The 12,660-nt window shown below is 70.0% G+C and carries 13 protein-coding genes; 8 read left to right on the top strand and 5 right to left on the bottom strand.

The window, feature by feature from the left end; genetic code table 11:
- On the top strand, positions 1–849 hold an 849-nt coding region (locus WAQ08_RS08735; RefSeq protein WP_422190999.1), incomplete at its 5' end, for a heterodisulfide reductase-related iron-sulfur binding cluster.
- 20 nt (positions 850–869) lie between these two features.
- Here the strand turns inward: WAQ08_RS08735 and WAQ08_RS08730 are convergent.
- The 4 genes from WAQ08_RS08730 to WAQ08_RS08715 form a co-directional block, all read right to left on the bottom strand.
- Positions 870–1,763, bottom strand: a complete 894-nt coding sequence (locus WAQ08_RS08730) for a sulfurtransferase (protein WP_422190997.1) — start codon at positions 1,761–1,763, stop codon at positions 870–872.
- A gap of 22 nt (positions 1,764–1,785) precedes the next feature.
- A complete protein-coding gene (locus WAQ08_RS08725) occupies positions 1,786–2,748 on the bottom strand; it encodes an alpha/beta fold hydrolase (RefSeq protein WP_422190995.1) in 963 nt (320 codons plus the stop codon).
- An 87-nt stretch (positions 2,749–2,835) separates the two neighbouring features.
- Positions 2,836–3,438, bottom strand: a complete 603-nt coding sequence (locus WAQ08_RS08720) for a PEP-CTERM sorting domain-containing protein (protein ID WP_422190993.1) — start codon at positions 3,436–3,438, stop codon at positions 2,836–2,838.
- Between the two features lie 124 nt (positions 3,439–3,562).
- Complete coding sequence (locus WAQ08_RS08715; protein ID WP_422190991.1) at positions 3,563–4,543, bottom strand: tetratricopeptide repeat protein; 981 nt, start codon at positions 4,541–4,543, stop codon at positions 3,563–3,565.
- 58 nt (positions 4,544–4,601) lie between these two features.
- On the opposite strand from WAQ08_RS08715, the gene purE reads away from it, so the two are divergent.
- From purE to WAQ08_RS08695, 4 genes are all read left to right on the top strand, one after another.
- Positions 4,602–5,138: a 5-(carboxyamino)imidazole ribonucleotide mutase gene (gene purE / locus WAQ08_RS08710; protein WP_422190989.1), complete on the top strand. Its 537-nt coding sequence runs from the start codon at positions 4,602–4,604 to the stop codon at positions 5,136–5,138.
- On the top strand, positions 5,135–6,313 hold the full coding sequence (locus WAQ08_RS08705; protein ID WP_422190987.1) for a 5-(carboxyamino)imidazole ribonucleotide synthase: 1,179 nt from the start codon (positions 5,135–5,137) through the stop codon (positions 6,311–6,313). The genes purE and WAQ08_RS08705 overlap by 4 nt, the downstream gene beginning before the upstream one ends.
- 34 nt (positions 6,314–6,347) lie before the next feature.
- On the top strand, positions 6,348–7,388 hold the full coding sequence (locus WAQ08_RS08700) for an L-threonylcarbamoyladenylate synthase (protein WP_422190985.1): 1,041 nt from the start codon (positions 6,348–6,350) through the stop codon (positions 7,386–7,388).
- Between the two features lie 82 nt (positions 7,389–7,470).
- The gene (locus WAQ08_RS08695) at positions 7,471–8,745 is read left to right on the top strand and encodes a hypothetical protein (protein WP_422190983.1); all 1,275 of its coding nucleotides are present in this window, start codon (positions 7,471–7,473) and stop codon (positions 8,743–8,745) included.
- 75 nt (positions 8,746–8,820) lie between these two features.
- On the opposite strand, the gene dacB is transcribed toward WAQ08_RS08695, so the two are convergent.
- On the bottom strand, positions 8,821–10,314 hold the full coding sequence (dacB, locus tag WAQ08_RS08690; protein WP_422190981.1) for a D-alanyl-D-alanine carboxypeptidase/D-alanyl-D-alanine endopeptidase: 1,494 nt from the start codon (positions 10,312–10,314) through the stop codon (positions 8,821–8,823).
- Between the two features lie 177 nt (positions 10,315–10,491).
- Between dacB and tsaB the strand changes: the two genes are divergently transcribed.
- Genes tsaB through WAQ08_RS08675 form a run of 3 tightly spaced genes read left to right on the top strand, consistent with a single transcriptional unit; the run spans position 10,492 to position 12,613 of the window.
- Positions 10,492–11,259: a tRNA (adenosine(37)-N6)-threonylcarbamoyltransferase complex dimerization subunit type 1 TsaB gene (gene tsaB / locus WAQ08_RS08685; RefSeq protein ID WP_422190979.1), complete on the top strand. Its 768-nt coding sequence runs from the start codon at positions 10,492–10,494 to the stop codon at positions 11,257–11,259.
- Complete coding sequence (gene rimI, locus WAQ08_RS08680; RefSeq protein WP_422190977.1) at positions 11,256–11,726, top strand: ribosomal protein S18-alanine N-acetyltransferase; 471 nt, start codon at positions 11,256–11,258, stop codon at positions 11,724–11,726. The genes tsaB and rimI overlap by 4 nt, the downstream gene beginning before the upstream one ends.
- Positions 11,723–12,613, top strand: a complete 891-nt coding sequence (locus WAQ08_RS08675; protein WP_422190975.1) for a uracil-DNA glycosylase — start codon at positions 11,723–11,725, stop codon at positions 12,611–12,613. The genes rimI and WAQ08_RS08675 overlap by 4 nt, the downstream gene beginning before the upstream one ends.
- Positions 12,614–12,660 lie beyond the last annotated feature (47 nt).

Genomic DNA, 12,660 nt, shown 5'->3' with positions numbered 1-12,660 from the left:
GCCCAGGTGCCCGCCGCGCCGGCCCTGCCGCCGGGGGCGTGGCCCGATGCCGCCCGCCAACTGCAGCACACTCGGCGTGTGCTCATGCCACAGGGCTGCGTGCAGCCGCATCTGCGCCCCCACATCGATGCGGCCACCGCCCGCGTGCTCGACGCCGTGGGCCTGCGGGCCGTGCGCTTGCGGGGCGCCGGTTGCTGCGGTGCGCTCAAGGGGCATCTGGGCGATGAAGGCGGGGCCCGTGCCCAGGCCCGCCGCAACATCGATGCCTGGTGGCCCTACCTGCAGGGCGACACGGCGGCCGAGGCCATCCTGGTCAATGCCTCTGGTTGTGGCGCCTGGGCCAAGGATTACGACAGCCTGCTGGCCGACGACCCCCTCTATGCCGAGAAGGCCCGCCGTGTCGCGTCCTTGGTGAAGGACCCGGCCGAGCTGTTGCCACAATGGGTGCCGGTGCTCCAGCGCGCCTTGCGGCACAAGTCAGGCAGCGGTGCCAGCCTGGGCGCCTTGACCTTCCACCCACCCTGCAGCTTCAGCCATGCGCTCAAGCTGAGCGCGGCGGCGCGCCCGGGCCCGGTCGAATCAGGCCTGCGTGAACTGGGCTTTGATGTGCGCCTGGCGCGCACCGACAGCCACCAGTGCTGCGGCGCGGGCGGTGCCTACAGTCTGCTGCAGCCCGAGCTGGCCCAGCCCCTGCGCGAGGCCAAGGTGGCGGCGCTGGAGGCGGCGGGCAGCCCGGTGGTGGTCAGCGCCAACATCGGGTGCATCACGCATCTGCAGGGCGGCATGCGCACGCCGGTCAAGCACTGGATCGAACTGGTGGACGAGGCGCTGGCGGGCGCGAAGCGCTGAGTTGAGCCGGGCTGAGGCGATCAGCGCGCCACGGGCCGATCCGGATCGGCGCACCAGGCGCTCCAGGAGCCCGCGTACAAGCGCGTGCCCGGCATGCCCGCGATCTCCATGGCCAGCAGGTTGTGGCAGGCCGTCACGCCCGAGCCGCACTGGTGCACCACGGTGTCCAGCGGCAACTCACCCAGCAATGATTCGAACTCGCCACGCAATTGGTCTGCGGGCTTGAACCGGCCGTCCGATGCCAGGTTGAGCTGGAAGAAGCGGTTCACGGCGCCGGGGATGTGTCCGCCCACAGGGTCCAGGGTTTCGTTCTCGCCGCGAAAGCGCTCCGGGGCACGGGCGTCGATCAGGTGGATATCGGGCGTGGCGTAGACCAGGCTGTCCATCACCTGCTGGGTGCTGACGACGTGGTCGGCATGCAGGCTCAGGGTGAACGGCCAGGCGGTGCGCACGCCGGCCTCGGTGCTGATGGGCGCACGCGACGGATCGGTGTTGTGCAGGGCGCGCCAGGCCACCCAACTGCCATCGAGCACCTGCACGTTGGTGTGGCCGGCCCAGCGCAGCAACCACCAGGCGCGGGCGGCGAACATGCCGCCGCTGTCGTCATAGGTGATCACGCGGGTGTCGGGCGTGACGCCCCAGCGCCGCAGCGTGGCCTGGAAGCCTCCGTGCGTGGGCAGGGGGTGGCGGCCGTTCTGGCCGGTCTTGGGGCCCGACAGATCGCTGTCGAGGTGGGCGTACACCGCACCGGGGATGTGGCCCTGCTCATAGGCCTGCTCGCCCCCCACGGGGTTGGTCAGGCTGAAGCGGCAGTCCAGCACCAGCACATCCGTCCGGCCCGCCGACGCGAGCAGGTCGGCCAGCTCGGTGGCCGAAATCAGAAGGGGCTGATGGGTGGATGCGGGGTACGACATGGGACCAGTGTAGCGCCGCCCCTCAGGGTTGAAGTGCGTGCTCCAGTGCGCGTGTCACGGTGTCCGGGTCTTCGTGCAACAGCCAGTGCGTCAGGCCGGGCAGGCGGGTGATCTGCAGGTCGGGCACCCAGGCGTCCAGGCCGTCGAGCAGGCTGGGGGGCAGGGCGGTGTCGGCCTCGCCCCAGATCACGCGCGTGGGCACGTTCACGTGCAGCAGCGCATCGGGCAGCACGAGGCTGTTGACGGGGTCCGTGGCCGAGGTGGGCGGGTGCAGGGGCGAGGCGCGGTAGTAGTTGACCGGGCCGCTCAGGGGCGAGGCTGCCAGGGCCTGGCCCGGCAGGCCCTGGGGCGCGGCGGACCAGGCCTGGCGGTAGCGATCGCGCAGGGCGGGGGTGAGCCAGGCCGCGCCACCGAACTGCTCGAAGAAGCCCCACATCCGTGCGAAGTCGTCGGCGGCCAGTTGCGCCTCCACGCCGGGCTCGCGCAGCAGGTTGATGTAGCCGCTGGCGGCCTGCTGGGCCGGGTCTTCGCGCAGGGCCTTCAGGAAGGGCGCGGGGTGGGTGGCGTTCAGCGCGATCAGCCGGTCCATCAACTGCGGGGCGGTGGCGGCCAGCCCCCAGGCCAGGGCGCCACCCCAGTCGTGGGCGATCACGGCATGGGCCCGCCCGCCCAGGGCGCGGATCAGCCCGGCCAGGTCTTCCTGGATCAGCTTGGGACGGTAGGCTGCCACGTCGGCGGGGGCGTAGGAGCCCTCGTAGCCGCGCAGGTTGGGGGCCACGCAGCGGTAGTGCTGGCCGAAGTGCGCCAGCAGACCATCCCACACGAAGGCGGCTTCCGGAAAGCCGTGAAGGAAGAGCAGCAGGGGCGCGTTGGGCTGGTCGTGCGGGCCGGACAGGCGGCAGTTCAGCCAGGCCTGGGCCTGTTCAGGCTGGTCGGCCGGGCCGACGGGGATGCGCTGGACGGTGATGGCGGCGGGCAGGCTCATGGCCTGAGTGTGCCGCAAAGACAAAAGCCCCCAGTCGTTGCCGACAGGGGGCTTTGGCGCGCAGGCCGTGAGGCCTGGCGAGGCGGATCAGGCCTGTGGCTTGCGGCGGCGGGCGATCAGGCCCACGGTGGCCAAGCCGGCGCCAATCAGGGCCAGGCTGGCGGGCTCGGGCACGGCGGCCACGCCGGTGAAGCTCAGTTCGCCGACGCTATAGGCATCGTCGCCAGCGACCGCGTAGATGCGGGCGTACTTGGCCAGCGTCGGGGCGAAATCGATGGAGGCGCTGTAGGTGCCGGTGCCAGCGGGGTTGCTGGTGAAGGTGTCGGTGCCCCAGGTGGAGGCACCTTCGAAGGCCAGCACGGTGAACAGCGTGTTCCAGGTGGTGCCGTCTTGCGAGATCTGGACCTGGTAGAAGTCGTTGTGGTCGACCGTCAGCGTCACGTCCTGCAAGGTGTACAGCTGGTCGAACGCCAGCGTGAACACGGTGCCCAGGCCGTTCCAGGAAACGTTGCTCGCGGCGTTCCAGGCGGTGCCGTTGGCGGGGAAGACGCTGTCGGTCAGCACAGCGGTGCTGCCCGAGAAGGTGCCGGTGGTGGTGACGCCGGTGACGGTCACCGGGGCGGCATGGGCCAGGGAGGCCGCAGCCACCAGGCCGATGCCGGCCAGCGTGTGTTTGATGTAAGAAGCCATGGATACTCCCGTGATAAAGCGTGTGATCTGTGGGGGCAGGCCGCAAGTATCCCGGGTGCGCGCATGAGCGGTATCCCCTTGTTCAGGGGGGTAGGGCGCTGATCCCCCTAGAACCACCACCTGATCAGAACAGCGCCATGCTCAGTTTGCGGCGGTACTGGTCGATCACGGGGTCGGCGGCGGTCACGGCCACCTTGCCGGCGATCTCCAGTTGCGGTTTGTCGGCCGCGCCGGGGGCGCCTGCCACGGGCTTGCCGGTCGGGGCCTGCTTGGGTTGCGGCTTGGTCATCACTTCCAGGATGGCGACGTAGGTCTTGCGGGCGGCTTCGTCCTGCCAAGCCTTGTCGCGCATGATGATCTCCAGCAGCTCGTCCATGGCCTGGGTGAACTGGCCGGCCGCGAAGAAGATCTTGGCCAGCTCGAAGCGGGCCGCGAAATCGCGCTTGTTGGCGGCGATGGCCTCGGCCAGCTCGGCAGGGCTGCGCCCTTGGCGGGCTTGCTGCAGTGCCTCGATGTAGCGGCCGAAAGCGGCCACGCGCTGCTCGGCCAGCGGGCCGGTGGCGCGCGGGGCGATGGGCTCGTACACCGATTGGGCCTCGTCGGCCGCGCCCTCGGCCAGCAGCAGTTTGATCAGCTCGAAGCGGGCCTCGTCGTTGGCCGGGTCCTTGGCGAGGGCGTCCTGCAGGCGGGCGATGGCGTCGTCCAGCTGGCCTTCGGCGGCGAGTTGCTCGGCCTCTTGTGCCTCGGCCTCGGCCTCCAGCTCACCTTCGCCGGGCACGTGCTTGGCCAGAAACTCGCGGATCTGGGCCTCGGGCAAGGCGCCCACGAAACCGTCGACCGGCTGGCCGCCGGTGAACATCACGCAGAAGGGGATGGAGCGCACGCCGAACATCTGCGAGAGCTGGCCGGCGATCTCGGGCTGTTCATCCGCATTGAGCTTGGCCAGCATGAAGCGGCCGCCATAGGTCTCTTCCAGGCGTTCGAGCACCGGGCCCAGCGTCTTGCAGGGGCCGCACCAGGGGGCCCAGATGTCCAGCAGGACAGGCACCTGCGCCGAGGTGGCCAGCAGGTCGGTTTCGAAGTTTTCGAGCGTGATGTCGATCATGGTGTGAGCGTGTCCGGGCGCGGTGGGGGCCGAGCGCCTAAAATCTGGTTTTTGTCCGATGTCTGAACAGGAGCCTGCAGTGAACAGCGCAACGCCCTTGATCGGTGTGGTGATGGGTTCCAGCAGTGACTGGGACGTGATGCGCCTCGCCGCCGAGATTCTGACCGAGTTCTCGGTCCCCTTCGAGGCCCAGGTGGTTTCCGCCCACCGCATGCCCGACGAACTCTTCAGCTACGCCGAGCAGGCACGCGGCCGTGGCCTGCGCGCCATCATCGCCGGGGCCGGCGGCGCCGCCCACCTGCCGGGCATGCTGGCCGCCAAGACGCCGGTGCCCGTGCTGGGCGTGCCTGTGCCCTCGCGCCACCTGCAGGGCGTGGATTCGCTGCATTCCATCGTGCAGATGCCCAAGGGCGTGCCCGTGGCCACCTTCGCCATCGGTACGGCCGGCGCGGCCAACGCGGCCCTGTTCGCCGTGGCCATGCTGGCGCACGACCACCCCGCGCTGCGCGAGCAGCTTGATGCCTTCCGCGTGCGCCAGACCGAGGCTGCCCGGGCCATGAGCGCCGACCTAAGCCTGGACAAGCCTAAGTCATGAGCCAAGGTTCTTCTTCTGCTCCGATCCTGCCCGGCGCCACGCTGGGGGTGCTGGGCGGCGGCCAACTGGGCCGCATGTTCGTGCACGCCGCGCAGGCCATGGGCTACCGCACGGCGGTGCTGGATGCCGATCCGACCAGCCCGGCCGGCCTGGTGTCGCACCACCATGTGAAAGCCGACTACCTTGATGCCGCCGGCCTGGCCGAGATGGCCCGCCTGTCGAACGCCATCACCACCGAGTTCGAGAACGTGCCCGCCCAGGCGCTGGACACGCTGGCGGCCACGCTGCCTGTGGCGCCCGCCGGTGTTGCCGTGGCCGTGTGCCAGGACCGTGCCCGCGAGAAGGCCCACTTCACCGGCTGCGGTGTGCCCTGCGCGCCTCACGCCCTGATCGAGACGCAGGCTCAGCTCGATGCCGTGCCCGATGACCTGCTGCCCGGCATCCTGAAAACCGCCCGCCTGGGCTACGACGGCAAGGGCCAGGTGCGCGTGAAGACCCGCGCCGAGCTGATCGCCGCGTGGGATGGCCTGAAGCACGTGCCCTGCGTGCTCGAGAAGATGCTGCCGCTGGCCTTCGAGGTCAGCGTGCTGGTGGCCCGTGGCCGCAGTGGCGCCGTTGTGAACTTCCCGGTGCAGCACAACCTGCACCGCGACGGCATCCTGGCCGTGACCACCGTGCCCGCGTCCGGCGTGAGCGATGCCGTGTCGGCGCAGGCCATCGATTCGGCCCGCCGCATCGCCGCCTCGCTGGATTACGTGGGCGTGCTGTGCGTGGAGTTCTTCATCTTGCAGGATGGCCGCATCGTCGCCAACGAGATGGCGCCGCGCCCGCACAACTCTGGCCACCACACCATCGACGCCTGCGATGTGTCGCAGTTCGAGATGCAGGTGCGCGCCATGGCCAACCTGCCCCTGGTCGAACCCGTGCTGCACAGCCCCTGTCTGATGCTGAACCTGTTGGGCGACCTGTGGTTCCCAAACGGCACGACCACGCAGACCGAGCCTGACTGGGCCGCCGTGTTGGCGCTGTCCGGCACGCACCTGCACCTGTACGGCAAGACCGAGGCGCGCAAGGCCCGCAAGATGGGCCACCTGACAGTGACGGGCGCCACGCCAGAGGCTGCGCGTGACACCGCCTTGAAGGCTGCGGCCATCCTGGGCATCGAGCCCTTCTGAGCGGGCTTCACAGCCTGCTGCCATCATCGGAACCATGAGCCACCCCACCCGACTGGACCCCGCCACGCAGCCCGACGCCATCCGCCGGGCCGCGCAGCGCCTGGCTGACGGGCAGCTCGTGGCCTTGCCCACCGAGACGGTCTACGGCCTGGGCGCGCGCTCGGACGATGACGCCGCCGTGGCCCGCATCTTCGCGGCCAAGGGCAGGCCCAGCGATCACCCGTTGATCGTGCACGTGGCCGACGCGCAGGCCGCCGAAGCTTTCGCGGCCGAGCTGCCGCCCGTGGCTCGCCGATTGATGGGCCGCTTCTGGCCCGGCCCGCTCACGGTGATCGTGCCGCGCCGCGAGGGCATCGGCAAGGCTTCTGCCGGCGGGCAGGACACCATCGGCCTGCGCTGCCCCGATCACCCCGTGGCCCTGGCCCTGCTGCGAGAGGCGCTCACCTTGGGTGTGCCCGGCGTGTCTGCACCGAGCGCCAACCGCTTCGGCCGCGTCAGTCCTACCCGGGCCGATCACGTCGAAAGCGAGTTCGAGACTGAAGATCTGCTGGTGCTCGATGGCGGCCCCTGCGAGGTCGGCATCGAATCGGCCATCGTGGATTGCTCGCGTGGCGCGCCGGTGCTGCTGCGCCCGGGCCGCCTCACGCGTGACGAGTTGGCCGAGGTGGCGGGTGAGCCCATCGCCTGGTCGCGTCCCGAAGCGCCCGACCCCAACGCCCCGCGCGCTTCGGGCACGCTGCTGGCGCACTACGCGCCGCGCGCCAAGGTGCACCTGATGGATGGCAGCGCCCTGGTGCGCGCGCTCGATGACCTGATTCCTGTGCTGATGGTGGGCCAGCATCATGTGCCGCGCGTGGCCGTGTACTCACGCACTGCCTGGGCCCATCGCGGCGGCCAGCCCGGTGTCGTCTTCAAGGTGATGTCCGTGCAGGCCACCACCGCCGCGCACGATCTGTTCGCTGATCTGCGCGACATGGATGCGCTGGGCGTCGAGCAGATCTGGGTGGAGGCGCCGCCGCCAGACGCCGCCTGGGACGGCGTGCGCGACCGACTTGGCCGTGCCGCTGCCGCGTGATCGCACTGCCTGTATGCTTGCGGTCTGCTTTTGAGGGCGGTTTCAGCCGCTGAATCGGGGCCTAGCCCCCTGTGGAGATTTCATGACATTCGCTGGTACCGTCCCCGTTCACAAATCTTTGCCCGCCTGGCGCCGTCTGTCGCGCACCGGCGTGGCCCTGGCCGCCGCGACCGTGCTGCTGGCCGCCTGCGGTGGCGGCAATCAGGTCAAGCGCTTCCAGCCCACGAGCACGGGTACGGGCCCGGCCATGATGTCTTTCGGTGATGAAAACAGCGCCTTGGTGGAAGTACCGGTGGGCGGCAGTGGTTCGGTCACCAGCATCAAGGGCTTCAAGTACGGCGTCAACAGCGTGGAGTGGGTCGTCTCGACCATCGCGAACGACCCGGCGCAGGGCTCGCGGACGCTGGTCACCCCCCAGCCTGCCTGGGTGCCGTTTCCCACCTCGGGCGAGGTGCCCAACACCCTCGAAGTCTCCCTGCTGAGCGGCAATTCGTTTCGCGTGAGAGAGGATTACCTGCTCAACACGCTGTACACGGATTCGACCAGTGGGCCCCAGACGGCACAGTACTACTACACCTACTACTGCGCCGACTACCCGCTGTGGATTCAGTCTCTGGCCCGCAGCTATGGCCTGGGTTACCAGCAGCAGTGCCCCTCTGAAAATGCCGGGGGCGCGGTCACCTACGCCGCAGCAGGCGCCACGGTGGCCGACACGGCCGCACAGGTGGCCAGCCGTCGCGGTGAGATCGGCAGCGACACACTGGTCACCATCATGGCCGGGCAGCACGACATCCTGGCCACGTACAAGCAGGTGCGCGACAACGGCAAGGATCTCGGCGTGGCCAAAAACGAGATGACGGCCAAGGGCAAGGAGCTGGCTGCCGTTGTCAATGAAGTCTATGACCGTGGCGCGCACGTGCTGTTCGTCAGGCTGCATAACCTGGGCTTCAGCCCCTTGGCCCGCGCCGATGGAGTCCAGGGGCAGGACCGCATGCGCGAGCTGACCCTGGCGTTCAACACTGGCTTGCTGATCAACGTGCGCAATGATGGCGTCCGGGTGGGCCTGATCAACTTCTATGACCGCTCTTTCGATTTGGAACGATATCCTAGTAACGCCGGGGTCAGCGACATCTCGTCATCGGTTTGTAGCGATAGTGTCTACAAGCCGGATGGGGCGAGTGTGACCAGAGGTTCGCCCGACGTGCCGGGTGGAGATCCGCTGCTGTACTGCAACAACCTGACCGTCAATCGTGCGGCCGATGCCTATTTCTGGTCGGACTCCTTCAACTTGGCGCCTCGTGGCCAGGCATATCTGGCCCGGTGGGCGTCCGAGCGGGCATTCAATCGAACCTTCTGATCTGAGGCGCTGATTCGACTCGAACGGAATACCCCGGCTGTAGCCCGGGGTGTTTGCTGCTGAGGGCGTGGGGCCTTATGGCGGCGTTGTCTGGGACGCCCAGGTCACCGTGGCCTGCAACACGGCCCGGGCCATGTTTGACCGTGGATCGTTCACCACCGCTACCACCACCGATCGCCGGCCCCGGGTGTCCTGCACCACCCCGGCGATCGAGGCCACGCCATCGAGCGAGCCGGTCTTGAGGTGGGCCAAGCCCACGCCCGCCGACATGCGGCGCGCCGTGCCGTCCACGCCCGCGACGGGCAGGGAGGCCAGCCATTCCGGCATCAGGGGATCGCGCCACATCACCTGCACCCAGCGGGCCATGCAGTGGGCGCTGGCGATCTCCGAGCGGGACAGGCCCGAGCCGTTGTCCAGTTGCAGGGCCTCGCCTTCGCAGGGGCTGGCGGATGCACCTTTTCGCGTGGCCTGGCGTACCGCATCGGCCACGCGTGCGCGGGCGGTGTCCAGCGAGGCTGCGGGCGCTGCCTCACCATCCTGGCCCAGCGTGAGAAACAGCTGGCGCGCCATCACGTTGTTGCTGAACTTGTTGATGTCGCGCACCACCTCGGCCAGGGGGGGCGACACCCAATCCACCCAGGGCGTGGGCTCGGCCGGCCAGGGGCCTTCGCGCACTTGGCCGCGCAGGCGCCCGCCGGCGTCATCCCAGGCGGCTTCGAAGACGCGGGCACTGTGTTCGAACGATGTGTTGGCGGGCCAGCGCAGCGGCCAGGCCTGGTCCTGGCAGGCGGCGGGGTAGCGTCCGCTCACACGCACCGTGCGGCGCGGGCCGGCATCGGGTGTGATCTCCACGCGCAGGCTCTGGCGCCAGTCACCGCAGGGTGCCTTGGGGTCGAGCGTCACGTCGGCGTCGAGTGTCACGCCGGCCAGGGCGGGGCTCAGGCCCACACGGACCTTGTTGGACTGGGCCGGATCCGGGCGCAGCGTGAGGCTGACCGCGCCGTGCGCGAGCAGCCAGGGCTCGGGGCCGGCGTTGTAGGGCTTGAGCGGCTGGCCATCGAAGGCGGCCGCGTCGAAGGGGGGCAAGGCGCCCCACAGGCCGCGGTCCACCACCACGTCGCCGCGGATTTCGCGCAGGCCGGCCTCGCGCCAACTGCGCAGGGCCTGGCCCAGGCGCATGGCGTCCAGCGAGGGGTCGCCGCTGGCCTTGAGGTGCACATTGCCGCGCAGCACGCCGTGCGCATCCAGCCGGCCCTGCAGCGCAGCAAAGGTGTGCCAGCGGTAGGCTGGCCCCAGCGTGCGCAAGGCCACGCCAGTGGTCAGCAGCTTCATCACCGAGGCCATCTGGCGCGGCGTGTCGGCCTGCAGCGCCAAGCGGGGCGGGCCGCCCTCGACAGGCTGCACCCACAGCGACACGGCGGACACCGGCAGGCCGCTGTCGAGCAGGGCCTGGGCGATGGGGGCAGGCAGCACGGGGGCCGCGGCCGGGCTGGTGGCGGTGAACTGCTGGGCGACGGCCCAGGGTGTTGGGCCCAGCAGGATCAACGCAAGGGCCGATGCCCGGGCCACCAGGCGCCAGGTGGGGCGCCATGCGGGCCGAAAGGCAGACCGGAAAGCAGTGAGAAGGGCGGGCCGCGTCCGCGTGAACCGTGAAGACATGCGTCCCATCATAGGGTGGCGCGGGAGGGCTGCGCCAAGGGCAAGCCCGGTGCCCAGTACACACTCGGTACACTTGCGGCCATGTCGATGCCCGCTTCCCCCCGCCTGCTGGTCCTGGACACGGCCACCGAGACCGTGCACCTGGCCCTGGCCACGCCCGATGGCGTGCGTGCGCGGGCCGTGGACGGAGGCGTGCGCTCGTCCTCGACGCTGCTGCCCACGCTGCAGGCGCTGGTGGCCGAGGCCGGCCTGGCATGGGCCGATATCGACGCCGTGGGCTTCGGACAGGGGCCTGGCGCCTTCACCGGCCTGCGCACCGCCTGCGCCGTGGCCCAAGGCCTGGCCCTGGGGTTGGGCAAACCCGTGCTGGCGCTGGACACGCTGATGGCCGTGGCCGAAAGCGCCTGCCGGGCGCGGCCCGACATCGCCCAGGCCTTGCAGGCACCGCCTGCCACCGAGCCCCTGTGGGTGCTGCAGGATGCCCGCATGAGCGAGGTCTACGCCGCAGCCTACCGACGCGATACCGCCCAGGGCTGGACACAGGTGTCCGCTCCCGTGCTGTGGCCGTTGGATTATCTGCAGGCGCAGGTTCGCGAAGGCCGTGTGCGCTTCGCCGCCGGCAGCGCCCTGGCTGCTTACCCGGCTGCCGTGGAAGGCCTGGCAGGCCCCGCCGATCCGCGGGCACAGCCCGATGGCGAGGCGCTGGCTGCGCTGGCGCTGGCGGCCTGGGGCCGTGGCGAGCAGCTCGATCCGGCCCTGGCCCTGCCTCTGTATGTGCGCGACAAGGTGGCCCAGACCACGCAGGAGCGCCGTGATGCCGCCCAGGCCGTGGCCACCGGGAGCCTGGCGACGTGAGTGTCCAGAGCCTGCAGATCCGGCTCATGGGGCTGGATGACATCCCCGCCGTGCGCGCGCTCGAGGTGCAGGCCTGCGCCCACATCAGCCATGCCTGGACGGAAGACAACTACCGCTCGTCGCTGGGCAGCGGCTACTGGATGCAGGTGGCCTGCGAGCCCGGTGGCGCCGTGGTCGGCGTGTGCGTGGCCATGCTGGGCGTGGACGAGCTGCACCTGCTCAACATCGCTGTGGCGCAGGCCTGGCAGAGCCAGGGCCTGGCGCGCCACTTCCTGGCCATGCTGGTGACGCTGTGCGGCCAGCACCACCTGCAGGCCATCTGGCTGGAGGTGCGCCCCACCAATGCGCGCGCCCGGGCGCTGTATGTACGGCAGGGCTATGAAGACGTTGGCGTGCGCAAGCAGTACTACCCCGCCGCCGAAGGCCGCGAGGATGCTTTGGTGATGAAGCGCGAGGTGACGCCATGACGGCCCGCTGGTCGGAGCGCCAGGTGGCCATGCTGCGCGAGATGGGTGTGCAGCACTTCTGGCCTTTGCAGCCTGAGGTGCCGCCCGAGGCCCCCGCGGCGGCTCGGCCCGCCCTGCCTGCCGAGCCGGTGTTGGCCGCTGCCGCCGTGGCGCAGGCTTTGCCGCAGCGGGCGCCTGTCACTGCCCCCGCGCAGGCCGGCGCGGCGGAGCAGCCCTTCGGTGCCATGGTGCGTGAGCAGACGCCCTCGGTACCCGCCCCGGCACGTCAAGCTCCTGTCGCCACCCCATTGGGCCCGCGCTCGACCGGCGTCGAGACCATGGACTGGACCACCCTGCGCAGCACCGTGACGGGCTGCGAAGCCTGCGGCCTGTGCCGCGGTCGGCGCAACACGGTGTTCGGCGTGGGCAACACCCGCGCCCGCTGGATGCTGGTGGGCGAGGCTCCCGGTGAGCAGGAAGACCGCCTGGGCGAGCCCTTCGTCGGCCGCGCTGGCCAGTTGCTCGACCGCATGCTCGCCGCCACTGGCCTGACCCGCGCCGAGGACGAGGCCGAGCGCCAGGTCTACATCGCCAACGTGATCAAGTGCCGTCCGCCCGGCAACCGCAATCCGTTGCCCGAAGAAGTGGCGCAGTGCGAGCCCTACCTGCTGCGCCAGGTGGCGCTGGTGCAGCCCAGCCTGATCCTGGCCATGGGCCGCTTCGCGGTGCAGTCGCTGCTCAAGTCCAGCGAGCCGATCGGCCGCCTGCGTGGCCGTGTGCATGACTACCACGGCGTGCCGCTGGTGGTCACCTACCACCCGGCCTACCTGCTGCGCAACCCGGCCGACAAGGCCCTGGCCTGGGACGATCTGTGCCTGGCGCGTGAGCTGGCCCAATCCAGGCGCTGAAGGAAACGCCGGGCCGCCCCAAGTTTCCTTGCCCCCTCGGGACTCCA

This window comes from Aquabacterium sp., from assembly GCF_049274795.1.
In the GTDB taxonomy this organism is placed as follows: Bacteria; Pseudomonadota; Gammaproteobacteria; order Burkholderiales; family Burkholderiaceae_C; genus Aquabacterium.
This window is presented reverse-complemented; position numbering and strand designations above follow the sequence as displayed.